Raw genomic sequence first — 24,301 nt, 5'->3', positions numbered from 1 at the left:
ATGCATTTGAAATATTGACTTCGCTCATCGATGAATTTAAGAAAATCGATGTTTCTAGTTACCCTGAAATCACGAAATTAGATTGTGCGCAAGACGCGGGTCTCTGGGTTCTGTGGGTCTACAACGACATGCTGGATCAAAACGGCTACTTAAACTCGGCAGAGATATCAGAGATTCTCGCGTCGTTATATGATGTATCATTTGATGAACGAGAGATCACCAATGCATTCAACAGAGCAGATAAGAAAATTCATAGAAAAAAGATTCGTGGCAAAATAGCATACAAAATTATGGCGAAAGGTATCGAAGACCTGCGCAGGAAATTCGCCAATGGCGACCTTGAAGCATACCACATCGAAGGCGATAAACCGCGTACCTCGCATCAAACACTGAAAGACATAATTTCTAAAACCAAAGGTACAATGAAAATTCTTGACCCATATTATGGTCTAAAAACTCTTGATATGCTTGAAAAATTAGATCATGGTACAGATATCAAGTTCTTGACTGCCCAGCTGGGAAAAAATGAAAGCGCGCAAAAATTCAGCCGCGAGCTTGCCAATTTTGAGAAAGAGCACGCAAACATCTTGTTAGGTCGTTACCCGAGAGCAAATGAACTTCATGATAGATATATAATAACAGACGACACTCTTATCATACTCGGTCACGGCATAAAAGACCTGGGCGGTCGAGAATCATTTGTTTTGGTCTTCAAGGGAGATAAAGGCAGAGATTTGAGGAACGCTCTAAATCAAAAATTCACCGACAGATGGCAAAAGTCGAGCAAACTGCAATAGCCAGCAACTTTTTATCTAAAGGTTTTCTATGATCGACTTACAATTGAACGTAGAAGAACGCTTGTCTAGAATAGAAGAGAGGCTTAGCATTCTAGAGAAGATAATAGCCACCAAGAAGAGATTGTCTGAAGCCTCTGACGGCCTTGACATTGAAGGGTTGATAGTGACTAATATTGAAAAGATCGGGCCGCAAGACTTGGCAGTATTGTGTCTTAAAATGAAACCCAAACAAACAAAGACGGAGATTGCCAATATGTTCAAGGAATTTGGCAAGGCACATGGCGATTGGTTCAATGGCAGCAACTTCAACAGGCTTGTAAGCAAAAACATCGTCATAGAAGACGGCGTAAATGAAAATAAGGTAAGGCTCTATTCATTGAGCAAAAGCGGCGACAAGGTCACTGCACAAAAAATAATTGACACGCTTAAAGAAATGAAATCGTGAGCAAAAAAGCTTTATAGACCGTCTACGGTATGCCTGCCATGCAAGACTGCCCTAAATGCGGCAAGAAAATCAAGACGCTCTACGAACGACACGGCGCAAAAGCTACGTATGAAGCAATGGGTTATTTCTGCAAACATTGCGGCATACTTTACGACAAAGAACTAAAAAAATTGGCAAGCACGCATAGCACGCTCGCCGCTGGCGCTGCACATACAGTAACGGTAGCGAGCAAAACCGTAGCGGTTTATAGCAAAACAGGTACGGTTTCGAGTAACGAGCAACCCGGCCTATTACATGAGAGAATGGTGCGACGGCCGGGATTTGAACCCGGGTTACCAGATTGGCAATCTGATGTCCTAGACCAAACTGGACGACCGTCGCACGCTATAATTGTCGTTTAGTGTAGGTAATTTAAACATGTCCTTGCTTTTCATTATGTAAGCAGCACTAGTGTGGAATACCCGCGGCTTTCAGTCACGTAATCGTCCTGCACTTCTTCCACCACGACGGTAAGCGACAGGACGTCGCCGCGCTGGCAGTTCTTTGCGTCGATTATGATATAGTCGTCAAGTATGTCTGCACCTTTTTTGCTTTCCTGGCTCAGCGCAAAGCCGACCTGCGCGCTGGCAGTCAAAAGCAACAGCTCGTCCTTCTGGTAGTTGCCTATCCTGACGAGCCTGCCGGGCCTCGGCATCGCCTTGACGTTTACCCTCACGTCGCCCACGGGATGCGTCGTGTACCTGCTTTTTCCAAGCACGATTGCCTCAAACCCAAAGGGGTAGCCGGCGGTGTTCTCTGCCATCTTGTTGACGCCGTCGTTCATGATGATGTCTATTTTTTTTATCGTGGTGCCAAAGCGGTTTATCCAGTCGTTCGTAGTCTTTACAATATTGTCAATGACGCCCTTGCGCCGCGCGGTTTCCTGCTCGCCGAGCTGGTAGCGGTCCACCCAGTCCTTGTAGTCCCTGCTGATGTCGATTATGAACTCGGTGCAGGTGTTCTGGTAGTCTTCGATGCTGGTGGCACGCTCGGAGCCTGCGTCGGCTGCAAACATTGTATGGTGTTTTGGCGGCAGGCTGGAATAAAAACGTCTACTCTGACAGGAGCCTTGCCATCTTTTTCGCCTGGTACGTGATAATCATGTCGGCGCCGGCCCTCTTTATCCCTGTCAGAAACTCTGTCATCACCGCGTTTTCATCTATCCAGCCCTCCATCGCAGCTGCCTTCATCAGAGCATACTCGCCTGACACGCTGTATGCGCATATCGGCAGGCTGGTCGCCCTGCTTGCCTGGTAGATGAGGTCGAGGTTTGGTATGGCCGGCTTTATTATTATCGCGTCGACGCCCTCTGAAATGTCCTGCTCGATTTCGCGCATCGACTCGCGGGGGTTGGAAAAGGGCATCTGGTACGTCTTGCGGTCGCCAAACTCGGGGGCCGAGTGTGCCGCGTCCCGGAACGGCGCAAACAGCGGCGACGCCTGCTTTGACGAATAGCTCATTATCGCCGTGTCTGAAAACCCTGCGTCGTCAAGCGCGCTGCGTATCGCGTGCACCTGGCCGTCCATCATGGCGGAAGGCGCGACAATGTCCGCGCCGGCCCTTGCCTGGCTCACGGCCACCCTGCCAAGCGTGCTTGCGCTTGAATCGTTGTCTATCTTGCCGTCTACTACGATGCCGCAGTGGCCGTGCGACGTGTACTGGCAGAGGCAGACGTCCGTGATCACTGCAATCTTGTCGCCAAAGTGCTTGCGCACCTGCTCAACCGACCTCTGCACGATGCCCTTGTCTGCAAACGCCTGCGAGCCCTTGTCGTCCTTTTCCGCCGGCAGGCCAAAGAGGATTATTGCCCTGACGCCTAGGTCGGACAGCTCTTCTACTTCTTTTGAAAGACTTGAAAGCGGGAAACGCTTGATGTCCGGCATTGAGCCGATGTCCTGCGGCTTTTTCAGGCCCTCCTCGACAAAAATTGGCGCTATAAGGTCCTTGACTGAAAGGTGGGTTTCCTGGAACAAGTCGCGAATCGCCGGCGTCTTTCTGAGGCGCCTGAGCCTGACGTCTGGAAAGCCGCTGCTACTGCTGCTGTTTTTTCTCGTCTTCATACTTGAACATCTTGGCTACTATTTTCATCAGCTCTTCGCTCTCTCCGCCGCCTTCCTCTATCTCCTTGCGCAAATAGTTCATCGGCGTTGAAAGTATGCCCTCGACTATCGCGTACGACATCTGCTCGATGACCTTGGCATCATAACTGTCGTCGGCGCCGGCCTTTTTGCCAAGCATCGAAAGCGCTTTTTTCAGTTCGCGCTCGCGTATTGCGTCGACGCTCTTGAACACCGACACCACCACCGGCTCGGCCTTCATGCGCTTCATCATGCCGTCGACCGACTTCATCTCACCTTCGATCATTTTCTCGGCGGCATGCGCCTCCTTCATGCGAGAGCGCATGTTCTTTTCTACAAGCTCGGCTATCTGGTCCATGTTTATCAACTTCACACCGTGGATGGTCGCTACTTTTTCGTCGACCGTCCTTGGGTTTGACAGGTCGAATATCATTACGGCGTCCTTGCGTCCCTTTACTGCTTCCTGCAGCCTCTCGTACGTGATGAGAAAGTACGGGGCAGTTGACGCTACGAATATCAGGTCAAGCTGAGAAAGCATGCCAAGAGCAGTGTCAAACGGCACGGGCTTGCCGGCAACCGTCTCTGAAAACGACCTTGCCCGCTCGTACGTCCTGCTTGTAACCATAAAGTCGACGCCGCTGTTTTTCAGCACCTTTGCCACAAGGCTTGCCGCCTCGCCAGAGCCTATCAGCATCACCCTCTTTGTCTTCAGGTCGTCAAAGTACTCGTCGGCAAGGTTCACGGCAACTGACGCAATAGAGACGTTTCCCTTGTTGATGCCTGTTGCAGTCCTTATCCTGCTTCCTGCCTTGAGCGCCCTGTCAAATATTGCTGCAAGGTTTGCGTTTGCATAGCGGTTTGCGCGTGAATATTCAAATGCGCGCCTGACCTGTCCCAGGATCTGGTTTTCGCCCACCACGAGCGAGTCAAGGCCGGAGGCCAGCTTCAAAAGGTGGAGCACCGCATCCTTGCCCGTGCTGACCTCGACTGTTGCAAGGTCCTTCTTCTCAAGGCCGGCCGCCTCTGCCCACTGCCCGAGGACCTTGGCTTCGTCGGCGTTCTTTGCAGCCGCAAACACCTCGACGCGGTTGCATGTCTGCAGTATCACACACTCGTCGACGCCTGCCTTGTCCACAAACGCCCTGTGCGCAGCCTCGACGTCCTTGAACGTGAATTTCTCCAAAAGGTGTATGGGCGCGTTCTTGTAGGTGACCCGGGCATTGATGACCTGAACGGGAAGGGCAAAGTGGGAGTCGTGCGTTTTTATTGCCGCTGTCATTTGCTCTTTTTCACCCACTCTTGCAATAGCTCAAGCGTCGCGCTTTTAGCACCTTCAATCTTGTCTTCCTTAATAAGGTTCTGGATGCGTCTATCATACAAAATCGAATATAGGAATTCCTTTCTCTGCTCCACCGTCTTTAGCTTTGGCTTTGCGGCGTTCCTTGCAAACTCTTGTAGTTTTGCGTTTTCAATGTCCGATTTCTTTATCACGCGCCTTAGTATGCGCTCGGCGCGTATGCGTATCTGCCTTGCCATTATGGGGCTCTTGCCTGACGTCGAAATGGCGACCTGCATCACGCCTTCAATGTTGATGACAGAAGCGTAGGAAAAGTCGCTGTACGGCGGGTCGTCTACTGAATACACGAACGCGCCCTTTTCCCGCCCTTTCTGGCACAGCTTGCGGTTCAGCTCCCTGTCGTCGGTCGATGCAAGCACCAGAAACGGGCTGTCATAGCCGTCAAGGATGCTTGCGTCCTTTAGAGTTGCCTTGACCGTCTCGATCTTGCCTGCCTTTTCCTGGTCGCGCAGGTACTTGTTAAATCGGTTGCTGATTACTGTAATCTTGCAGCCCTGACCCAAAAGCGCGTTAACTTTTCTGACCCCCTCTGTGCCCCCGCCTATCACTATGGCGTGCTTGTCCTTGAGGTTCAGGTCAACTATCAAGCAAATAACACCGTAAAGCCGTACCGGTGGATTTGACCTCTTCTTTATTTAATCCTTCGTCAGCTAGCCTGTGTATATGGCAGGTCAGTGGCCCGCCTTCTTCAAATAGTTGGCGTCCACGGTGACTGGGATCTGGTAAGGCGAGTCCAAGAGCACGACAGTCGCTTCCTGCTTTTCATAGTCGACGCGGGTTATCTTGGCCTTCATGCCCTTGAACGGGCCGGCGATGACCTCAACCGTGTCGTCGATGTTGAGCTCCGTGACCGTGGGCTTCTTTATGAGGTAGCCCTCGATGTCCTTGAACGGCAGGTCGCCCCGTATCTGGCCGCGCACGTGCCTGATGCCTGCAAGGCCCTCGTACGCGACGTTTGCGTCCGGCGCCTCGACAATGATGTAGCCTTTAAAGCTGTCAAGCACCATGACCGAGCGTATGCCTATCTTTTTGGCCGTGACCTTGGTGTAGAGCATGTCTGCGACCATGCGCTCCTGCCCTCCGGTGGTGCGGATGGCAAAGAACCTGCTGTCGCTTGCCGGCCTGTCGCTCGGTGGCGCTGCAGATGCCGTTGTTGTCGTTGTTGGTGCTGCTGCGGGAGCTGGCTTGGCCGCTGCTGCTGTCGCGCTTGCCTCTTCTTCTTTGCCCTGCTGGGCCTCATCTGTATCCTCTAAATCCTGATTATTATCTTCATCATCAAGAGATACGTCTAGATCCTCCTCTTGGTCCTCTCTCGGATCGCTCATAAGTCATAAAGCGAAAAGTCGATACAATTTATAAATTTACTTAAATTATACACACAACCGCTGGTTTGCATTGAGAGATTTCATACTTGTCGCCTCAAGCCAGGATCTTGCAGGCGTGACCATGGTTGACTATTTGAAGACCAAGCAAGGGTTTGCGCCAGACGGCATACACGACAGCGAGGAAGGGCAGTCGTTTTCCTCGCCCGCGCACGGCGCCAGGCTGTACGTGGCAAACGCGTCCCTGCTGACGCTAGAGACGCTTGACAGGACGTTTCCAGACGCAAGGGCGTTTGTGTTTCTCTCAAAACACAGGTCGGACAGCGGCATACCGACGCTTACCTGCCACTGCACAGGCAACTTTAAAGACGCGCCCTTTGGCGGCAACCCAAAAGAGATAGCGGTTGCCCTGCCGGGCCTGCAAAAGGCGTACCTAAAGGCGGTAACTGGCGCAGGTGCGCCCGGCTATGACGTGATAATCGAGGCGACGCACCACGGGCCGACGTCGCTGAAAAAGCCCGTCCTTTTCATCGAGCTTGGGTCGTCGGAAAAGCAGTGGGCTGACAGGGGTGCGGCAAGGGCTATGTGCGACTCTCTTCTTGGCGTGCTTGCAAATGGGATCAGGCCGTGCGAAAAGGTGGGAGTCGCAATCGGAGGCACACACTATCCGACAAAATTCAACAAGCTGCTCCTTGAATCCGAGCTTGGGCTTGCGGCGGTGGCGTCCAAGCACGCGCTGGAAGCAATAGACGAGGCGATGCTTGCGCAGATGATTGAAAAAAGCGCCGAGAAGGTGACGCACATTGTGCTTGACGCAAAGGGCCTTGGGAGCCACAAGGACCGCATAACAAAGATGGCCGAAAGCACGGGCCTTGCAGTCCTTAAAGTTTGAAATACTTGTGTAATGACATATTATTCTGTTCGCATGAGGACTGGTCGCCGGCTTGACGCAAAGGACGTTTACGACCTTTTGAGGACCGTGCCGGAAGGGCAGGTTACAACGTACGGAGACCTCGCAAAAGCGCTTGGATTTCCGGGAGCGGCAAGGGCTATCGGCAGGATAATGAACGCAAACCCTGACCCGATAGTGGTCCCGTGCCACCGCGTGGTGTCGTCAGACGGGAGCATTGGCGGCTATGGCTTTGGCATAAAGATGAAGAAGGAGATCCTGGCAAAAGAAGGGTTGCAGTTTGACGGCGACGCAATAGTGGATTTTGAAAAGAAAAGGGCAGTATTAAAACTAAAAAGGGAAAAGTAGAGAGGACTCCGCCTGTCTAGCGGGTCTTGGCTTCCTTTACGAGGTCGCGCAGGTGCGCAAGCGATCTGACGTGCCCGCCGTTTACCTGCTTGTAGAGGTTCCAGTAGATTTCGTTCGTGATGTCCTTGCGCTCCTTCATGACGCGAAGGTGGTAGCGCATCGACCTCACGCGCACGACGTATACCTCTTTCTTGCCGACCCTTGCAGTCTTTTTGCCCTTCTTGGAACCCTGGCCCTTGCCGTGCATCTTTTTCCAGACCGAGCGCTTTTCTTCCGCCCTGCCCCTTGAAGTGCCCTTTGGCTTGACCGTCCAGATGGCGCCGCTCTTGACCAGCGAGCGGATGTTGTCGCGCGTGATCGAGTCGGCGACGTCTTCAAGCTTGTCGGGCTCAAAGCGCACGCGGTTTACGCCCACGCCGAGAATCCTTGCGACAAGCTCGCGCTTTTTGCGGATGTTGACGACCATTTTACTGCTTCTCCTCCTTCTCTTCTTCCTCTTTCTTTGGAGCAAGCTTGCCTGCATTTAGGATTTTAAAGCCTGACTTGGCGGCCTGCTCGATTATCTCTTTGCGCTTGCGGGTTCCGACTGTGCGTGCAAGCCTTATTGCGTCCTTCTTGGCGTCAAGGCCGGAAAGGTCCGCGACGTTGTAGACGATGTTATCGGTGTAGCCTGACGGGTGAAGGCCTCTTGCAGCCTTGGGGCCGCGGTAGCCGACCTTGACTAGAGCCGGATATCCGCCCTTCTGCTTTCTCATCTTGTTGTCCTTGCCCTTTGGTTTGCGCCAGTTCTCTGCAAGCCTGTCGTACCTCCAGCTCTCCTGCCGGACGAACTTGGGGCGCTTGCTGGCGACCTTTTTCCTTGCGGCAAGTAACTCTCCGTTAATCACCATAGCGATACGCAGGCATGAATACCTGTTTTAAATAAATACGTTTTGCCTGTATTGTGCTCTAAAAGAAGTTTGCATGAATATACACGCTACTGGCACAGTTTTCACTTGAACGCAAAGAGCGTCAGGGTGTAGCACCTGCCATAGTACGAGTAGTCAGCCGATCTGGACGTCGACCTGCCGTCGTCCCTCTCTTGCATTCCTGCAAACAGGCTCATGACATCATCTATTTCATGGGGATCAAGCTTGCGGGAATAGTCCCACATCGTGCCTTCTTTTCCTCCGCCCTTTTTTGCCATGTCTTGGCTGGCCTTTTCCACCGCCTTTAACGCCTCTGAAAGGGCCGGTATGCGGAGCACCATTTCGTGCTCCAGCTCTTTTGCCGCCGCTGCCGTTTGCTGGCAGGCCCTCACTTCGAGCCACAAGTCTTGCTGCACGCGGCCTGCAACGCACATGCGCATTATAGCCGTTTCCGCGCAGAGGGATATGATTATTTTAGCAAGTGGAGCGATAGTACGTGTTGTCGCAGATTGCGCGCCTTTCTGCCACCGCCGGGCCGTCCGAGTTTTCGCAGGTGCTGGACCGGGGCATTTCCGCGCTGGAAAAGGAGCAAAAGCACGGCGCAATAGCCGGCGGGACCGTCACGGGCGGGCTTGTAGAAATACACGATTATGACAATCTTGCGATAATAAGCGACCTGCACGGCGACTCGAAAACGCTCTTTCGGATTCTTGACGAGATAAACCACGAAAGGTTCCTATCAAGTGCGAGAAACAAGATGGTCTTTCTTGGCGACTATGTCGACAGGGGGAGCGACTCGATAGGCGTGCTGTACGCCATATGCCACCTGAAGCACGCGCACCCTGATTCGGTGGTCTTGATGCGGGGAAACCACGAGGCGCCGTCCGAGTTCCCGTTCCCGTCCCACGACCTGCCGTACAGCATGGAAGACAGGTTTGGCGCAGGCGCAAAGGCGATCTATGGCAGGGCGCTTGCACTCTTTCAGCTGCTGACGCTTGCCACCGTGGTGCAGGGCAGGCTCTTGCTGGTGCACGGCGGCCTGCCGACCGATGCCCTGGGCGATTGGAGGCAGGCGATAGCAACCGCGCAGAAACGCCACCTGCAAAACAGGATGATGGAAGAACTGCTGTGGAACGACCCGCGCCCACTTGAAGATGAGGACTGGGAGCCTTCGTGGAGGGGCATAGGCAGGTACTTTGGGAGCGCAGTCACAAAGCGGTGGCTAGCAGCCACAGACACAAAAGTCGCAGTCCGCGGCCACGAGCCGTGCCACGGCTACAGAGTGGACCACCATGGCATGATGCTGACCATTTTTTCATGCAGAGAAGCCTATCCGAACTTTGGCGCGGCCTATATCATTGCAGGAAAGCACGACCTTGATTCCGTCAACGATGCAGACGGCCTGGCAAAATTCGTGAAAAAACTGTTATGACGGCGGGTACGGGATGTCGACCTGCTTCAGGTCCTCGGCGGCCTCGACGTTTGCGTGTATTGCAGACGCTTCCTTTACCAGGGCAGACGTTTCGTCATAGCGCGCGCTAAAGTGGGTCAGGAACAGCTTTTTTGCGCCAGCCTGCCTGGCGACGGTCGCCGCCTCTGTGGCCGTCGAGTGCGCAGTCTCTAGCGCCTTTGCAAGCTTGTCATGGGTGTACGTCGACTCGAACACCAGCACGTCGCATCCCGAAAAGAATTTTGTCAACTTGTCAGTTGGCCTGGTGTCGCCGGATATTCCTATCTTTCTGCCCGGCCTTGGAGGCCCGACGACGTCGGCCGACCTTACAATCTTGCCGTTGTATTCAATGTCCTGCCCGTGCTGCAGCCTGCTGTACAGCTCGCCCTCGGGTATGCCCATCTTTTTGACTAGCTCTACGTTAAAGGCGCCCGGCCTGTCAAACTCGTCCAGCCTGTACGAAAGGGCGGGGATAGAGTGCTCGGCCTCGCAGCAGGTTACCTTGTAGTCGCTTTCCTGCACGACTATGCCCTCGCCTTCAATCGCGTGTATCGCGACTTCAAAGGTCAGGCCAAAGTTGATTATCCTCATGTTTTCAAGCAGGAACTCTTTGAGCCGGGGCTGGCCATAGACGTCAAGCCTCCTTTCGCGCCCCTGGAGCGACATCGTCTGCAACAGCCCTAGCAGGCCCACGCAGTGGTCGGCGTGCATGTGCGTGATAAACACCTTCATCTTGCGGTTCATGCCAAGTCCGGCCTTGATGAAGTTGCGCTGCATGCCCTCGCCAGCGTCAAACAGCAAGAGCTCGCCGTCGCGCATTATGGCTATGGACGAAAGGCCGCGCTCCGGAGTTGGCGCCGCCGCCGACGTGCCGAGAAACACCATCTGCATGTTTGTTGCCACGCTGTGCTATGGTGGACACAGAGCCTGATTTAACCTTGTCACAGGGTTTTCCGCACGGCCTCTGCAAGCGCCCCGCTCAGGTCGACTGTCGCGTGCCTGCCCGGTATAGAGTTGGTGGCGATTATCTCCTGCACGCCTGCAGCCGCTATCCTGGAGGCCGCGTCGCCTATCAGCAGCGCGTGCGCGCACATGGCGTATATCCTGCCGGCGCCGTTTTTGCGCAGCACCTCTGCCGCCTTGACGATGCTCCCGCCGCTGCTTATCATGTCGTCAATCAGTATCGCGTCGCGGCCGGAAATGTCAGAATCGATTTTTTGCTCCACGGTGACTTCGCCGGTGCTCCTGTCGCGGGATTTTTTCAGCGCAATCATGTCCGTCTTTAACAGCCTTGCAAATTCCTGCGCCCTGCAGATGCCTCCCATGTCAGGCGACACCACAAGTGCGTTTTTGAGCTTCAGGCCGGCCGCATGGGCCGCCAAGAGCGGCATTGAAGAAACGTTCGTGATTCTGGAAAAGAAGGCAAGGGCCGCCTCGCTATGGATGTCGACCGTAACAACCGACCTGGCTCCAGCCGCCGCAAGCAGTTTTGCAACCAGCGCCACGCTCACTGCCTCGCCTTCAAGAAAAGCCCTGTCCTGCCTTGCATAGGCAAGGTACGGTATCACGGCGCATACCTCGGCGCCGTTGTCGGCGCACTTTTTTGCCATCATCATTGCCTGCATGAGGTGGGTGTCGGTGGGCGGGTAGGTCGACTGCACGATGACGCATTTCTTGCCTGTGCTTTCTGCAAGCCTGATCTTGCTCTCCCCGTCAGAAAACACGCGAAGCTCCGCTTGCACAAGCCTGGCGCCAAGGTGTCTTGCAATGCCTGCGGCAAGCTCGGGCGAGGAGGGACCTGCAACAACGGAAATGATGTCGGCCGCCAAGTACGCCACCTGTTGGCGTGCACGTCTTTTAATATCTATTGTTGCCGGCCCAATTTTTCAGATTTAAATATCCAAAAAACCCCGATCCGGCATGTACATGCGCGGCCCGCTTGCAACCATTGCAGCCATTGCAATGCTACTGTTGCTTGCGTCACAGCATGCCGCGGCAGCAGAGGGGAACTTTTCCTTCCATAACGAGACCAAGTATATGGACGAGACCAAGATAATGCACATCTATGGCGAGATAAAGAACGAATCGGAAACTACTGCCATGAAAGGCGTCCTGATAACGGCGTCGTTCTATGACGCAAACGGCGCGCTCCTTTCTCAGTACCAGCAGGCGCCGAAACTGCGCGTGATAGGCCCAGGAGGCTTTGCGCCCTTTGACATGGTCTACCTCGACCCTGCGACGGTGGACAGGGTCGCCAGTTATTCCCTTTCCGCCACGGGTCAGCCGGCAGAGGACAAGCCCGCAAAACTGACCATAGTCTCGTCAAATTCGCGGCTTGACGTGCTTGGGCTCTACTACATCAACGTGAGCGTCAGAAACGACGGCAACCAGACCGCGACAAACCCAATCGCAATAGCGACGCTATATGACAGCGCCGGCAAGGTGGTGGCTATAGGCGAGGCCCCTCTGGAGAGCGAGAGCCGGGTGGTCGAAAACATGGCGCCCGGGGGCAAGGGAGGCTCTGGCATAGTCGTGCCAGAGCGCCTGCAGACGTACAAGGCCGCAAGCTATTCGCTTGTAGTCGACTCTGACCAGTACGTCTCTGACGTTGCCAGGTACAGGGCTGCCGGCCTTGGGGCAAACTCTGGTGCCACAAACAACGGCACGCAGAGCGGCTGCCTGATAGCGACTGCCGCGTTTGGAAGCGAGCTTGCGCCGCAGGTGCAGGAGCTGCGCAACTTCCGCGACGGCCTTGCGCTCAAGACGATGGCCGGCGCAAGTTTCATGAACGTCTTTAACGGCTGGTACTACTCTTTCAGCCCGCATGTCGCAGACTATGAGCGGGACCAGGGGTGGCTCAAGGGCGCAGTCCGTACGTCCATCTATCCGCTTCTTGGAATACTCGACCTGAGCACTTCTGTCTTCCACGCGCTTTCGTTCAACGATGAAGCCGCCATAGTCGGGGCCGGCCTGGCTGCCAGCTCGCTCATCGGCCTGCTGTACTTTGCACCTCTGTCGGCAGTGCTTGCAATCGCCGGCAGGAAAAAGTGCTGGGACATGAAGTACGCAAAATACGTACTTGCAATTGCGTGGGCGGCAAGCATCGCCGCGGTCGCGGCAGGTGAAGCGACAGCATCTACTGAAGTCCTGATGTTTGGCACCGCGCTTCTGGTGCTGTCTGCGATAAGCACGGTTGTCCTTGCAGTGGCGCGAGCAGTCATCAGGTTCAGATCGTAAACCGCTCTATCACGCCCGTGTTCAGTATCCCTTGCACCCGCTCTACAAACCTGTCCATGTCTATCCCGTGGTACCTGCCCGTTGCGCCTTCAAGTTTGTTTCTGGCGCGCCTGAGTATCGACATGCAGATCTCCTGCTCGTCTTTTTCGTCGTGCACGAACGCTGCCGCGACGAGTATCACGCCGTTTAGGAGGTCGCGCTCTGCTCCCGCCGGCGTCTCTTTCCAGACGGCCTCTAGCGCCTCGTGCGTGCCCCAGTACTTTTCGTCGTTGAAAAGCTCTATTGCCCTCTTGATCGCCTCGCCTTTTTCCATGTGCCTCTCGGCTATGTGCTCATAGCTGGCAAGGGGCGAGATTTTTTCAAGCCTGCCTACCAGATCGCCTATGTCCGTGCCGTCTGGGACGCTCGTGTCAAACTCGATGTACTTTTTTGACACGCGCGAGTCGCGGACTGTCGCCCTCTCGCCTACCAGCTCGCGGGCCCTTGTGAGGAGCACCGTGGCATCCTTGGGCGTGTACGCGCTGTTCTTGAGGTGGACAAAGTACCTTTGCAATATGCTACACATTGCATTTGGCAAATGCAAAGATAAACTTCGCGAAATAGTATCATCTAATAATGTTAGACTGGGCTAACATTTATTATCTAGGTTAACTCAATTCACTGCGTATCACGCTTGTTGTCGAGTAGCAAATTATTGCTGGTAGTGGTTATAGCGGTGGCCGTAGCAGGCACTGCAATAGCCTTTTCGTCCCTTGGCTTTGGCGCAGACGCGCAGAGCACGGAAAAGATGGTGACGGGCCACAGCCTCACTTCCTACTTTACTGCAGGTGACGTGGTCGACCCGGAGCACGATAGCGCGCCGCTGAAAAACGCCGTGGTGGACCCTGACAAGTACCTGCGCGAGTTCAACTATGGGCGCGTATCAAAGCTGCCTGACGGGACTACTCTTCGCGAGTTTACCATAGTGGCAGACGATAGCAAGACCCTTGAAGTGTCGCCGGGCGTCTTTTTCAACGCGTGGACGTTCAACGGCACGGTCCCCGGCCCCACGATACGGGCAACGGAAGGCGACCTCGTGCGCATCCACTTCATCAACAACGGGACCCGCCCGCACACGATGCACTTCCACGGCATACATGCGGCGGAAATGGACGGCGTATTTGAAAAGATAGCGCCGGGAGGCCAGTACACGTACGAGTTTACCGCCGAGCCCTTTGGCCTGTTCCTGTACCACTGTCACATCCAGCCCCTTGAGGAGCACATCTCTCACGGCCTGTACGGAGTATACATCGTGGACCCAAAGGAGCCGCGGCCTCCGGCTGACGAGATGGTGATGATGATGAACGGCTATGACACCGACTTTGACACCGAGAACAATTTCTACACTGTAAACGGCATACCGTTCTACTACATGCACCACCCGATACAGATAGAAAAAGACAGGCTGGTGCGCGTCTACCTCGTCAACATACTGGAGTTTGACCAGATCAATAATTTCCACCTGCACGGAAACCTGTTCAACCTGTACCGCACCGGGACAGGCCTCACTCCGGACGAGTACACGGACATCGTGACGATGAGCCAGGGAGAGCGGGGCATCCTTGAATTCAGCTACAAGTACCCCGGACAGTACATGTTCCATGCCCACAAGACCGAGTTTGCAGAGAAGGGCTGGACGGGGACGTTTCTGGTAAAGGAGAAGTGATTAATGGCACATGGTGACTACCACTGACAATAACCACAACAAGAATTCTATTTCAAAAACAAAGCTTGCCGCAAGCGCCGTGATTCCGATAGCGATACTCGCCGCGATGATCGCGTTTTTGCTGTGGCCCGGAAACTCGATACTCAACTTTGGCGCGCCGCTTCCCGACATGACGATCGAGCGCATAGAGTTTGGGAGCAAGCTGATAACCGCGCACGTGCGCAACACCGGGCCACAGGCAACCGAGATAGCGCAGGTGGATGTCAACGACAGGATAGTGCCGGCTGCGGTCGAGCCTTCCCGGGCTCTCGCGCGCTTTGAAGAAGCCCGGGTCGTCATACCGTTTGAATGGGTGGAGGGCAAGCCCTACGAAGTCGGCGTGACGACGTCGGACGGCACGCGCTTTGCCAAGGCTGTCCCGGCCGCGATACTGACTCCGGCGCCTGACGCAGGGCAGGCGTCTCTCCTTGCGCTCCTTGGCACGTACGTCGGCATAATCCCGGTGATGATCGGCCTCTTGTGGCTCCCGTTCCTCAAGAGGCTGTCGGCAGGCAAGTACCTGTTCTTTCTCAGCTTTACCGCCGGCCTGCTCTTGTTCCTTGGGATAGATGCGCTGGTGGAGGCAAACGAGCTTGCCACAACAAGCGTGGCAGGCGCGTTCAACGGCCAGGCGCTGATCGCCACCGTGGCGGTGGTGTCGTTTGTGGCGCTGCTGTACGCGTCTGAAAAGCTGGTGGAAAGGGGCAGCAGGACTACGACGACAAAGGCGACGGCAGCGGCGGCAGCGGCACGCACGGTGACGACGACAAGCTCTTTCGCAATCGCGCTCATGATATCGATAGGGATAGGCCTGCACAACATGGGAGAGGGCCTTGCGATAGGAGGCGCGATGGTGGCCGGCGAAGTGGCGCTGGGCGCCTTTCTCATCGTGGGCTTTACGATACACAACACCACCGAGGGCCTTGCCATCGTTGCGCCGCTTGCAAGGGAAAAGCCAAAGGTGGCGCAGCTCGCCGCGCTCGGGTTTATCGCCGGCGCGCCAGCAATCCTTGGCGCATGGGTCGGAGGCTTTGTCGCCTCACCCGTTGCGTCCGTGGTGTTTCTGGCAGTTGGTGCCGGCGCGGTATTCCAGGTGGTCTATGCGATATTCAAGTACTCGGGCCGGCAAGAGGGCGCCGGCGGCAGTAGCAACAGGTTCCTGAGCGGGCCGGTGATGGCCGGCATAGCGGCGGGAATGCTGGTCATGTACCTGACGTCCCTTCTTGTCTGATGATGAAAGGCAAATATCCTGCGCGCATTTTCATCTAGGGCAGGATAGGGTAAAACGATAATGACGATGAAGACGCTGACAATAGACGAGCAGACGTACAAGCGCCTTGCGTCCATCAGGAGCGAGATGTCGCACGAAAAAAAGCGTGACGTCGACTTTGGGGACGCGATAAACGAGCTGATAAACATCTACCATGACCACCTCGCCTTTTCTGGCGAGAACGCCGGCGGCTAGAAGGGGAGAGGGAGGACTTTAAATTGCCGGAGCGCCCACCACCGTATACAGATATGCGCCTGCTGGCGTGGGCCGCACTTGCAGTCCTGCTCGTTCCTTTTGCATTCCCTTCCCTAGCAGTTGCAAATGCGGAGGGTGACATCAACACAATTGAGCTAAAGAATTCCGATTATTCTTTTGTGGATTCGCAGGGAATGACAAACATAGTTGGAATCGCCAACAATCGCGGTACGTGGCCGTTAAGCGTCACTATGGCCCTTAACGTCACTGACAGTTCGGGACGCACCTCGACGCTCTATGAAGACCTGTACGGGAGCGTTATCTACCCTGCAAAGGGAGCGCCGTTCAAGTTCCGGCTTGCAGAGGGCCTTGAACCGGTGGGCAAGCCGTACGTAGCAAGTGCCAAGCAGGTAGACCAGCCGTTCTATGACACGCTTGTGCTCAACTACACCAACATGGCGGTGGGACAAGAGCGTGTCCTCACCGGCACCGTGAAGAACATAGGCAACACCGAGCTTAGAAACGTCTATGTCTACGCCTCTGTCCACGACGAAAACACGAAAAACTTGGACTCTGTCAAGAGCAACGTCGTGCCCGTGCTGAGGCCCGGCGAGGAAGCAGTATTTACGGCGTCGCCAGATCCCGCCGTCAAGGCAGAGGTCTATTACTACAGCTGTGCCGGCTTTGACATCAACGCCCCGATACCGACCCTTTCCACCGGCGACGGGGGGTTCATCGCGTACGACTTTAATTCTATTGCCAAGGTGGGCAGCCTGAGATATGAAAATGCAACCGACAGTATCGCGTTTGACATCACACACTACAATCCAAAGGGCGGACCAGCAAGCATAAAGATCCCGCAGCTGGTGCAGAACCAGACCGTTGTGGTGATGATGGACGGCAAGCCCTATGACGGCGCCACCGTCAAAGCCGACGGCAAGACAGTGCACATCGACTTTTTCGTGCCGCCTGGCAACCACGCAGTGCAGATCCAGGGCGTGCGCAACATGCCCGAGTTTCCGTTTGCGGCTCTTGGCCTTGCGGCTCTTACCGCCACAGTTATAGCTGCGGCAAGGCTCAAGGCAGCATTTAAAATCTCCTGACCTTTTCCTCTGGGCTGTGCGGCACATCTTTAAAGTGACAAAGTCCGCGGAAGGAGGAGGCGCAAGCCTTGAGCTGTACGATGGAAGCAACCTCGCCCTGCTTGAATCCGAGTCGTTTTCAGACCTGTATACGCTGAACTTTCACCTGCAGACGCTTGCGACAAAATACAAAACCGCGGGAGGACTTGTCATCGTGCACGACAAGGCCAAAAACAGCGTGGAACTGTCTCTAGCAAAGGACGAAAACTCACTTTTTGTGAGCTAGCCTCTATTGTTGTTTTCCCTGTAGTTGCGGATGGCAATTGCCACCTTGCTGGTGGTGTGACAGAGCGGGCATTCTGCCCAGCTGTGGCCGCCAAAGTACTGCCACTCATGGCCGCACCGGCCGTACGTGCATTTCAGCCACTTGCCGTGGGGCACCTTGGCCCAGTTGTCCTGCATGGGCTTTCTTGCCCTGCGGGCCGCCCTTGGAAACCTCTTACCGCCATACGCCGGCAATGCAGCCGTACAGCCACTCTCTGGCAATTTAAAGACATCTGGATAGTACAGGTTGGAGTAAAAAAGAAAAGAGGAGAGGTTGGTAGCCGTGCTTGCTTTGCTTACGGTATCGACCTGCTGTACAGTTTTCCTTCCAGCGCCAGCTTGTACATCTCTGCCACGTACGGGTTCTTGGCCGGAGTCTCCTGCTGCAGCTCCACCATCCTTGCGTACACCCTCACCACGTACGCCAAGGCGCCCATGAATGCCACTACGACACCCATGTTGAACATCCAGTGGTTCGGTACGGAAAAGATCTCCTCGACCATCCAGAAGTGCCACATCTCGTTGACCCCGACAGTGAACATCGTGGCAAGGTAGCCAATGATGGTTATCTTCAAGCCCGTGTTCATCGAGTTGCCGGGGCCCCTGAGGACTGGAACCCTTCTGTCGTACATGGCCACCATGCCCCAGCCGACTGGCAGCGCGATAAAGTGGCTGTACAGCCACCAGTGGGCCGGCGTGAAGGCCGAGTCGCGTATGGACGTCTGGTGCAGCGAGCCGTCGACAAAGTTGTCGATTTCTACCGATAGTGCTATCGAAGCCAGCACTATAAAGAAGACGTAAATCTTCTTCAGCCGTTGTATCTCTACTTCCTTCGGTATGAGTGATGGTATGAGAGCCATGGCGTACCCGGAATAGTGGGAGATTCTTATAAAGATATCCAATATTGAATAATATCATATAATTGTACTAGTATCTGCTACATTATCATTGTGTATCCATATAGTGGCATATAGAAAAAATAACTATTAGATCATAACAGTGAATATTTGTGTTAATATGTAGATTCTACAAGATAACAAAAGTATCTCGAGTACATATGCAAGTATTGTATTCAAAAGCAAACGCACTTTCGACAAGTCTTATATAGATCACGTTGATTATCGGTAGGCAATGAACAAGGCAATCATTGCAGGGTTGGCTGCCGGTGTTCTGGTAGTGGGACTAATTTTCAGTCCACTTTTCAATGGATTCCCACTTTCAGCTGCACAGGCTGCCCCGACTGGTGTCACTAGACACTATACCTTGATCGCAAACGAGATGGAGGTTCAGGTGGCCCCTGATAACGCTCTGCATCCGGGCGGAATAAAGTACAACGCAATGGTCTTCAACGGCACCATTCCTGGTCCCGTCATGGCCTCAAACGCAGGCGATACCGTGGAAATCACCTTGAAGAATGAAGGCAAGCAGATCCACAGCATCGACTTCCACGCAGCCATTGGCCCAAGCCAGGTGCTCTCTGGCAACATTGCCGCAGGAGAGTCCAAGACCTGGACCTTCAACACACCCAACTCTGGTGCATTCATGTACCACTGCGGTGCTGATGCACTCAACGGCGTATGGGAGCACATTGCAAACGGCATGTACGGTGCATTCGTAGTCCACCCGACCAACGAGGCTCCAGCAAAGGAGTTCTATGTAGCATTCGGTGAAATCTACAACAGCGCAGACGGCGGTCTATTCGTTGGGGCAAACGGCACAGGCTCTTTTGACATTATGAAGTTTGCAACAGAGCAGCCTGACCTCATCCTGACCAACGGCATGGCACACAGGTACGTCCCGGCCATCGGCCAATCAGTCAAGCTCGACCTGAACGCCAACGCCACTGTCTTCCAGGTAAAGCCTGGTGAACTTACAAGATGGTACATACTGGCTCCAGGACCGAACGAGGGAGTTTCGTTCCACTTCATCTCGGGCCAGATTGACGTAAGGGATGGCTCATTCAAGACGAGGAACATGGCTCCTGTCAGGAACGAAGAAACCTGGTGGATCCCGGTGGGCTCTGCTTCGGTGATTGAATCTGTATTCCCCGAAGAAGGCCTCTATGTGGGTGTTGACCACAACATGGCCCATGTCTTAAGGGGCGGAGCGTTTGCGGTCCTTGCCACAAACAACTCTACCGCAGACGACGTGCCGCCAGAGGCGTGGGTGCCATCAAAGGCATGGCTGAATGAGCATGCCGAGATGGGCGGCTCCATGATGGGTGGCTCGGCTGGCAACAATGCAACCTCCGGTGGCAACACCACCTCTGGTTAGAGCCAATAGGGTGATGGAAGGCACACAAGCCTCCATCCCTCTCTTTTCTTTTTCTATAAAAACCACAAAACTTTTCTACTGATTCCTTCGATTCTAGTTTCTGATGGCCAAGCGCCAGTTTACCATTGACACCGGCAAGGAGCAGATACCGGTGGAGGGGCACGTGCACCGAAACGTCGCCGTGAAATACCTGATGAAGAGGCGCAGGTCGGTCCTTATGACCAAGAACCCTGAAAAGGTGGAGAAATTGTTTGCAGACCTGCCGACCACGATAAAGATAATCGGCAAGCAGGTGACAAAGGAGTACAAGGTGAACTGGCAGCGAGAAGGCACCGAGGACACGTACGCGGGGTCGCGCTTTGTGTTCACGATGGATGAAGTTGGCATTCCCGGCTAATCTGCAACTTTTGATTGCTGGTCGAAATAGTGCGCACAAAAAGAAGAAGGCTTATCTTTATAAATTCGATCTGAGCTGCGTTCATCGTTTGCCTTCCGTGAGCAAGAACAGTGCCCTTGTTTTTGGCATAATCGGCGCAGTCGCAATAGCGCTTGTGGTGCTGTACACGGTCACGCTGAAGCTCCCCGGAGAAAAGCCAAAGACGTTTCGCGTGAATGCGGACAACTTTTTCAAGATCAGGGTGGGCGAAGAGGCGCCGTTTGTCGGCGTCGCCAGAGACGGGGTCGAGCCTTACCGGTACACGTGGAACTTTGGCGACGGCGGGGTCTCGCAGCTGCAGAACGCGACGCACGTTTACACAAAGGAGGGAAGCTACACGGTCACGCTGGTGGTGACAGACGCCGCCGGGACTGTGGTGGACATATCGAACACGGTCGACGTCTATCCTCCGGACGCCAACTTTACCCGGCAGGATCACTTGCTTGATTACTAGCTGACCGCAAAGCATTATACTGGCAGAACTGAAAACAGCGGTATATTGAACAGCGTCAACTTTGTCGTGCTCGGCGACCCTGCAATCGCAGGCGAGCTTGGCAAAAAGGGCACGTCCACTGACATCACGATATACGACCGCAAGACGGCGGACATTGTCTACACCTGGACGGTCCCGATTACATTTCCTGACAAGGTCCAGCCCCTCATGCAGGCAGTCAACATCGCGGAATACGCGATACTGAACGTGTCAAAACTTGACAGGTTCCTTGGCGAGCAGGTTCTTGCGCTTGACTACTCTGGCATAAAGGACGGCTTTGTCCTGCACTCGTACGAGGTCGACCGGGAAAAACTAAAGGCGCTGCTGAAAGGCACGTCGCTTGCAAACTACCAGTTTGTCGACAGCATCGACCAGCTGAAACAGGAAATGACAAAGCTTGCGCCAAAGGGGAAGGAAGGGCCGGTGATGATACCCGTAGACCACGCGTTTGACGTCAAGGGCGTTGGAACGGTAGTCCTTGGAGTGGTGAGGCAGGGAAGTGTCAAGGCGTACGACGAGCTTACGCTCCAGCCCTCTGGCAAGAACGTTCTTGTAAAGTCGATACAGATGCACGACGACCCCGTAGAGAATTCGTCAAGCCCGGCGCGGGTGGGCCTTGCAGTAAAGGGCCCTTCCGCAGGCGACATCTCGCGGGGAGACGTGATATGCGCTCCGGGAACTGTCAAGGTGGCGTCCGGCCCGGTGGCTGCGAAATTCCAGAAAAGCCCGTTCTTCAAGGGCGAGCTTGCAGACAACCAGATGTACATGCTGTCTGCGGGGATGCAGATACGGCCGGTAAAGGTCAAGCAGGCCGCTGGCAGCGACATGCTGGAGATAACGCCCGAAAAGCCGATGGTGTACCTGCCGGGGCAGGCGTGCGTGCTCCTAAAGCCGGACAGCCAGACCACGAGGATAATAGGCAAGGGCGTATTCCAGTAGCAGTAGTAGCAAAAACGCTTATCGACAGGCGCGCCGCATTACTGCCATCATCAACCATCGCAGGGTACATTCCGAGAAAAAGGGCGTGCGCGTCTTTGCAGTAGCCGAGAGTTTCAGAAAGACCGCCAAGAGCTCGGTCCTTGCAGGCGTGGTCATGCGCCGCGACCTTGTAGTGGACGGCATGGCGTTTGGACGGGCGACCATTGGGGGCGACGACGCCACCGGCGCGATTGTCTCCATGTACAGGTCGCTTGGGCGCGACGACGTCAACTGCATACTGCTTGACGGCCTTGTAATCAGCATGTACAACATCGTCGACGGGTGCCAGGTCTCGCAGGACACGGGCATGCCGGTGATCGCGATAACGTTTGAGGACTCGAAGGGTCTTGAAGGGGCGATCAGGCATCATTTTCCGCAAGGGTGGGAGGAAAAGGTGGAGCAGTACCGGAGGATTGGGGAGCGGGAGCGGGTGGCGCTCAAGACTGGCAAGCCGCTGTACATACGGTGCTGGGGCATTACGCAAAAGCGCGCCGTGTCTCTTCTTGACGCGTTTACGCTGCAGGGCGCCGTTCCCGAGCCTGTAAGGGTGGCAAAACTTGCTGCAAAATCTGCCCTAATGCTTTAAATTACAACCGCCAAGAATGAATGATTGCCAAGCGGTGGGGTGGCAGAGCGGCCATGCGTTCGCCTGCAGAACTGCACAAGTGCAGCCAGCGAATTTATAGGGGTTCGAATCCCCTCCCCACCTTCTTTTCTCTTGGCACAAAAGTCAAATTGCTTTGCCGATTTCCTATCGCTGTTGCGCAGGTTTTCCCACGCCTTTGCGGTCGACGCCCCTATTGACAGGGTGTGGGCCTTTTACACCGACATCGGCCACCTTGAAATCATCACGCCTCCTGAAATGGGCCTGAAGGTGGTAAGGTGCACCACTGGCAGGCAACTTGCAGAGGGGACGGAGGTGTGGCTGGAGGGAAACCTGGTGGTGAAAAGCAGGTGGCACTCTAGAATAACGCGCCTGCAGCCCTACGTGTACGTGGACGAGATGCTGGAAGGCCGGTTCCGGGTGTGGAAGCACACGCATTCGTTCGAGAAGGCCGGCAGCGGTACCAAGGTTATTGACGAGATCGAGTACGAGCTGCAATACGGCCCGCTTGGCAAGATGCTCGAAGGCTATGCCGAAAAGCAGCTGGCAAAAATATTTGCGCACAGAAAGGACGCGACGATTAAAGCTCTTAGATGACCTTTGTGGCCGCGGCAAGCTCGCGGGCCTTTTTCTTGTCCATCTTTACCTTGCTCAGTATCGTGTAGCGGTCGGGGCGGAGCGACTGCGCCCTGACAAGGGCCTGCACCACGTTGTCCTCCGTGAGCCCGATCTGCTTTGCCTTTGTGGGCGCGCCCATGTCTTCAAGCGTGTTCCTGACGTTTTCCCAGTCAAGGCCGTGCAGCCTGGCCATCATTATCGTGCCGATGCCGACGCGCTCGCCGTGCAGGCCGCACTCTGCTCCTCCTGCGACGTATTCCAGCGCGTGGCTGAACAGGTGCTCCGCGCCCGAGCAGGGCCGGCTGCTTCCTGCGATGCACGCTGCCACTCCTGCGCTTATGAGCGCCTCGACGACCGTCCTGACGCCGAGCCGCTCGTTCTTTTTCAATTTTTCAGACTCTTCCAGTATTATCTGGGCGCTCATGTACGCCAGGTTTGCCGCGTAACTTCCAAAGTACTCGCCCCTTTCGTCCCTTGCTAGCTCCCAGTCTTTTACTGCCGTTATCTTGGCTACAAGGTCGCCGCAGCCGCCGGCCAAAAGGCGCGGAGGCGCCTGCGACAGGAGGTGCGTGTCGGCAAGGACGCCTATCGGCGTGTTGGCCTTTATAGAGTGCGGCTTGTCTATTCCCCTCACAGAGACAAACGGGCTTGATATGCCGTCGTGGGACGCCGAGGTCGGCACGCTCAGAAACGGCCTTGACAGCCGGTAGGCAGTCATCTTCGCAACGTCCACCGACCTCCCGCCGCCAAAGCCTATCACGAAATCCGGCCTGTCGTCCCTTATCTTGTCATGCAGCTTGTTGACGGTGTCCATAGAAGCGTCTGACACCACGTGCCACTTTGTCTTTAGCATGGCGTCTTCAAGCGACGAATTGCACGACACGCCTGCGCGCTCTTTGACCACCCTGCCGGTGATGACCGCGACGCTCCTTGCAGACATGTCCAGCGACCTGACAAACGGGCCCACCTCTGCTATCACGCGCTCGCCTATCAGTATCTTCCTTGGCAGTTCCATGAGGTGGGAAGGGGGGGACGCTACTACCATGTTCGCATGCTCACTCGTCGCTGTCGGCCGAGGTCTCGGTCTCGGCGTCCGGGGAAAGCGACTCGATGCTGTCTGCGATTTCCGCGGTCGCAAAGCCGCTTCCCACCTTGGTTATCCTTATCCTCACTGAATCGCCCACCCTGGCGCCTGCCACAAACACCACCAGTCCCTGAATCTTGGCGACCCCGCTGTCGCCCCTCCTGCTCATCGACTCTATCGTCACGTCGTATTCCTGGCCGACGCTCACAGGCGCAAGCCGGAACGGCCGGGGGCCTCCAAAGCGCCTTGGGCCGCGGGAGCCAGAGGAGGAACTGCTGGTGCCTTCCAATCGATGTGTCGCCTGTAGG

31 protein-coding genes, 2 tRNA genes and 1 pseudogene are annotated in these 24,301 nt (G+C 55.0%); 18 read left to right on the top strand and 16 right to left on the bottom strand.

Annotated features, from left to right (window positions below; translation table 11 throughout):
• The first annotated feature begins 14 nt into the window (after positions 1-14).
• Both NVIE_RS00390 and NVIE_RS00385 read left to right on the top strand, forming a co-directional pair.
• Positions 15-797, top strand: a complete 783-nt coding sequence (locus tag NVIE_RS00390) for a hypothetical protein (protein WP_075053507.1) — start codon at positions 15-17, stop codon at positions 795-797.
• 43 nt (positions 798-840) lie between these two features.
• A complete protein-coding gene (locus NVIE_RS00385) occupies positions 841-1,242 on the top strand; it encodes a hypothetical protein (RefSeq protein ID WP_144239362.1) in 402 nt (133 codons plus the stop codon).
• A 303-nt stretch (positions 1,243-1,545) separates the two neighbouring features.
• Here NVIE_RS00385 and NVIE_RS00380 read toward each other — a convergent pair.
• From NVIE_RS00380 to NVIE_RS14485, 6 genes are all read right to left on the bottom strand, one after another.
• Positions 1,546-1,623 (bottom strand) — tRNA-Gly (locus NVIE_RS00380).
• 52 nt (positions 1,624-1,675) lie between these two features.
• The gene (locus NVIE_RS00375) at positions 1,676-2,296 is read right to left on the bottom strand and encodes a hypothetical protein (RefSeq protein ID WP_075053505.1); all 621 of its coding nucleotides are present in this window, start codon (positions 2,294-2,296) and stop codon (positions 1,676-1,678) included.
• A gap of 37 nt (positions 2,297-2,333) precedes the next feature.
• A complete protein-coding gene (gene hemB / locus NVIE_RS00370; protein WP_075053504.1) occupies positions 2,334-3,341 on the bottom strand; it encodes a porphobilinogen synthase in 1,008 nt (335 codons plus the stop codon).
• Complete coding sequence (hemA, locus tag NVIE_RS00365; RefSeq protein WP_075053503.1) at positions 3,313-4,638, bottom strand: glutamyl-tRNA reductase; 1,326 nt, start codon at positions 4,636-4,638, stop codon at positions 3,313-3,315. The genes hemB and hemA overlap by 29 nt, the downstream gene beginning before the upstream one ends.
• Positions 4,635-5,303, bottom strand: a complete 669-nt coding sequence (locus NVIE_RS00360) for a precorrin-2 dehydrogenase/sirohydrochlorin ferrochelatase family protein (RefSeq protein WP_075053502.1) — start codon at positions 5,301-5,303, stop codon at positions 4,635-4,637. Before NVIE_RS00360 ends, hemA begins: the two co-directional genes overlap by 4 nt.
• Positions 5,304-5,387: 84 nt before the next feature.
• Positions 5,388-6,041, bottom strand: a complete 654-nt coding sequence (locus NVIE_RS14485) for a transcription elongation factor Spt5 (RefSeq protein WP_084790533.1) — start codon at positions 6,039-6,041, stop codon at positions 5,388-5,390.
• Between the two features lie 70 nt (positions 6,042-6,111).
• Here NVIE_RS14485 and NVIE_RS00350 point away from each other — a divergent pair, with 70 nt between their 5' ends.
• Both NVIE_RS00350 and NVIE_RS00345 read left to right on the top strand, forming a co-directional pair.
• On the top strand, positions 6,112-6,930 hold the full coding sequence (locus NVIE_RS00350; protein WP_075053501.1) for a D-aminoacyl-tRNA deacylase: 819 nt from the start codon (positions 6,112-6,114) through the stop codon (positions 6,928-6,930).
• A 33-nt stretch (positions 6,931-6,963) separates the two neighbouring features.
• Complete coding sequence (locus tag NVIE_RS00345; RefSeq protein WP_075053500.1) at positions 6,964-7,296, top strand: MGMT family protein; 333 nt, start codon at positions 6,964-6,966, stop codon at positions 7,294-7,296.
• Between the two features lie 16 nt (positions 7,297-7,312).
• Here the strand turns inward: NVIE_RS00345 and NVIE_RS00340 are convergent, their stop codons facing one another.
• From NVIE_RS00340 to NVIE_RS00330, 3 genes are all read right to left on the bottom strand, one after another.
• Positions 7,313-7,762 (bottom strand): 50S ribosomal protein L19e, encoded by a 450-nt coding sequence (locus NVIE_RS00340; RefSeq protein ID WP_075053499.1) that lies wholly within the window; start codon positions 7,760-7,762, stop codon positions 7,313-7,315.
• 1 nt (position 7,763) lies between these two features.
• Positions 7,764-8,186, bottom strand: coding sequence for a 50S ribosomal protein L32e (locus tag NVIE_RS00335; protein WP_075053498.1), 423 nt, complete (start codon positions 8,184-8,186; stop codon positions 7,764-7,766).
• 101 nt (positions 8,187-8,287) lie between these two features.
• Positions 8,288-8,638 carry a hypothetical protein gene (locus NVIE_RS00330; RefSeq protein WP_144239361.1) on the bottom strand — a complete coding sequence of 117 codons (351 nt, stop codon included), beginning with the start codon at positions 8,636-8,638 and terminating at the stop codon, positions 8,288-8,290.
• Between the two features lie 62 nt (positions 8,639-8,700).
• Between NVIE_RS00330 and NVIE_RS00325 the strand changes: the two genes are divergently transcribed.
• Positions 8,701-9,636 carry a metallophosphoesterase family protein gene (locus NVIE_RS00325; protein ID WP_084790532.1) on the top strand — a complete coding sequence of 312 codons (936 nt, stop codon included), beginning with the start codon at positions 8,701-8,703 and terminating at the stop codon, positions 9,634-9,636.
• Here the strand turns inward: NVIE_RS00325 and rnz are convergent.
• A complete protein-coding gene (gene rnz, locus NVIE_RS00320; protein ID WP_227717415.1) occupies positions 9,631-10,557 on the bottom strand; it encodes a ribonuclease Z in 927 nt (308 codons plus the stop codon). The two genes, NVIE_RS00325 and rnz, sit on opposite strands and share 6 nt — an antisense overlap.
• 38 nt (positions 10,558-10,595) lie before the next feature.
• Positions 10,596-11,483, bottom strand: coding sequence for a ribose-phosphate diphosphokinase (locus NVIE_RS00315; RefSeq protein ID WP_227717414.1), 888 nt, complete (start codon positions 11,481-11,483; stop codon positions 10,596-10,598).
• Positions 11,484-11,574: 91 nt separating this feature from the next.
• Here NVIE_RS00315 and NVIE_RS00310 point away from each other — a divergent pair, with 91 nt between their 5' ends.
• Positions 11,575-12,891: a CFI-box-CTERM domain-containing protein gene (locus tag NVIE_RS00310; protein ID WP_144239360.1), complete on the top strand. Its 1,317-nt coding sequence runs from the start codon at positions 11,575-11,577 to the stop codon at positions 12,889-12,891.
• Here the strand turns inward: NVIE_RS00310 and NVIE_RS00305 are convergent.
• The gene (locus NVIE_RS00305) at positions 12,881-13,444 is read right to left on the bottom strand and encodes a DUF309 domain-containing protein (RefSeq protein ID WP_158435008.1); all 564 of its coding nucleotides are present in this window, start codon (positions 13,442-13,444) and stop codon (positions 12,881-12,883) included. The two genes, NVIE_RS00310 and NVIE_RS00305, sit on opposite strands and share 11 nt — an antisense overlap.
• A gap of 141 nt (positions 13,445-13,585) precedes the next feature.
• Here NVIE_RS00305 and NVIE_RS00300 point away from each other — a divergent pair, with 141 nt between their 5' ends.
• From NVIE_RS00300 to NVIE_RS00285, 5 genes are read left to right on the top strand one after another with little or no spacing between them, the layout of a single operon-like run.
• Positions 13,586-14,596: a multicopper oxidase domain-containing protein gene (locus tag NVIE_RS00300; RefSeq protein ID WP_075053492.1), complete on the top strand. Its 1,011-nt coding sequence runs from the start codon at positions 13,586-13,588 to the stop codon at positions 14,594-14,596.
• 10 nt (positions 14,597-14,606) lie between these two features.
• Positions 14,607-15,866, top strand: coding sequence for a ZIP family metal transporter (locus tag NVIE_RS00295; protein WP_075053491.1), 1,260 nt, complete (start codon positions 14,607-14,609; stop codon positions 15,864-15,866).
• Between the two features lie 60 nt (positions 15,867-15,926).
• Positions 15,927-16,100, top strand: a complete 174-nt coding sequence (locus NVIE_RS15050; protein WP_158435007.1) for a hypothetical protein — start codon at positions 15,927-15,929, stop codon at positions 16,098-16,100.
• Between the two features lie 23 nt (positions 16,101-16,123).
• On the top strand, positions 16,124-17,203 hold the full coding sequence (locus NVIE_RS00290) for an FxLYD domain-containing protein (RefSeq protein WP_158435006.1): 1,080 nt from the start codon (positions 16,124-16,126) through the stop codon (positions 17,201-17,203).
• 34 nt (positions 17,204-17,237) lie between these two features.
• Positions 17,238-17,468, top strand: a complete 231-nt coding sequence (locus NVIE_RS00285; RefSeq protein WP_158435005.1) for a hypothetical protein — start codon at positions 17,238-17,240, stop codon at positions 17,466-17,468.
• Here the strand turns inward: NVIE_RS00285 and NVIE_RS00280 are convergent.
• The gene (locus NVIE_RS00280; RefSeq protein WP_075053488.1) at positions 17,465-17,701 is read right to left on the bottom strand and encodes a hypothetical protein; all 237 of its coding nucleotides are present in this window, start codon (positions 17,699-17,701) and stop codon (positions 17,465-17,467) included. The genes NVIE_RS00285 and NVIE_RS00280 overlap by 4 nt on opposite strands.
• A gap of 101 nt (positions 17,702-17,802) precedes the next feature.
• Positions 17,803-18,366 (bottom strand): methane monooxygenase/ammonia monooxygenase subunit C, encoded by a 564-nt coding sequence (locus NVIE_RS00275; RefSeq protein WP_075055902.1) that lies wholly within the window; start codon positions 18,364-18,366, stop codon positions 17,803-17,805.
• A gap of 271 nt (positions 18,367-18,637) precedes the next feature.
• On the opposite strand from NVIE_RS00275, the gene NVIE_RS00270 reads away from it, so the two are divergent.
• The 7 genes and pseudogenes from NVIE_RS00270 (at position 18,638) to NVIE_RS00240 (ending at position 22,888) form a co-directional block, all read left to right on the top strand.
• Positions 18,638-19,780 (top strand): multicopper oxidase domain-containing protein, encoded by a 1,143-nt coding sequence (locus NVIE_RS00270; protein WP_084790530.1) that lies wholly within the window; start codon positions 18,638-18,640, stop codon positions 19,778-19,780.
• A 103-nt stretch (positions 19,781-19,883) separates the two neighbouring features.
• A complete protein-coding gene (locus NVIE_RS00265; RefSeq protein ID WP_075053487.1) occupies positions 19,884-20,177 on the top strand; it encodes a hypothetical protein in 294 nt (97 codons plus the stop codon).
• Positions 20,155-20,587 (top strand): annotated as a pseudogene (locus NVIE_RS00260) (PKD domain-containing protein); the annotation flags it as partial. The gene NVIE_RS00265 and the pseudogene NVIE_RS00260, both read left to right, overlap by 23 nt.
• Positions 20,588-20,715: 128 nt before the next feature.
• Entirely contained in the window at positions 20,716-21,648 is a 933-nt protein-coding gene (locus NVIE_RS00255; protein ID WP_174405418.1) for an EF-Tu/IF-2/RF-3 family GTPase, read from the top strand.
• A gap of 85 nt (positions 21,649-21,733) precedes the next feature.
• The gene (locus NVIE_RS00250) at positions 21,734-22,273 is read left to right on the top strand and encodes an endonuclease dU (RefSeq protein ID WP_227717412.1); all 540 of its coding nucleotides are present in this window, start codon (positions 21,734-21,736) and stop codon (positions 22,271-22,273) included.
• Between the two features lie 33 nt (positions 22,274-22,306).
• Positions 22,307-22,396: transfer RNA gene (locus NVIE_RS00245), tRNA-Cys, on the top strand.
• Between the two features lie 9 nt (positions 22,397-22,405).
• Positions 22,406-22,888, top strand: coding sequence for an SRPBCC family protein (locus tag NVIE_RS00240; RefSeq protein WP_158435004.1), 483 nt, complete (start codon positions 22,406-22,408; stop codon positions 22,886-22,888).
• Here the strand turns inward: NVIE_RS00240 and NVIE_RS00235 are convergent.
• A complete protein-coding gene (locus tag NVIE_RS00235) occupies positions 22,881-23,954 on the bottom strand; it encodes an NAD(P)-dependent glycerol-1-phosphate dehydrogenase (RefSeq protein WP_227717411.1) in 1,074 nt (357 codons plus the stop codon). The two genes, NVIE_RS00240 and NVIE_RS00235, sit on opposite strands and share 8 nt — an antisense overlap.
• Positions 23,955-23,964: 10 nt before the next feature.
• On the bottom strand, positions 23,965-24,282 hold the full coding sequence (locus NVIE_RS00230; protein WP_084790526.1) for a TRAM domain-containing protein: 318 nt from the start codon (positions 24,280-24,282) through the stop codon (positions 23,965-23,967).
• Between the last annotated feature and the right edge of the window lie 19 nt (positions 24,283-24,301).

The organism is Nitrososphaera viennensis EN76 (genome assembly GCF_000698785.1).
In the GTDB taxonomy this organism is placed as follows: domain Archaea; phylum Thermoproteota; class Nitrososphaeria; order Nitrososphaerales; family Nitrososphaeraceae; genus Nitrososphaera; species Nitrososphaera viennensis.
This window is presented reverse-complemented; position numbering and strand designations above follow the sequence as displayed.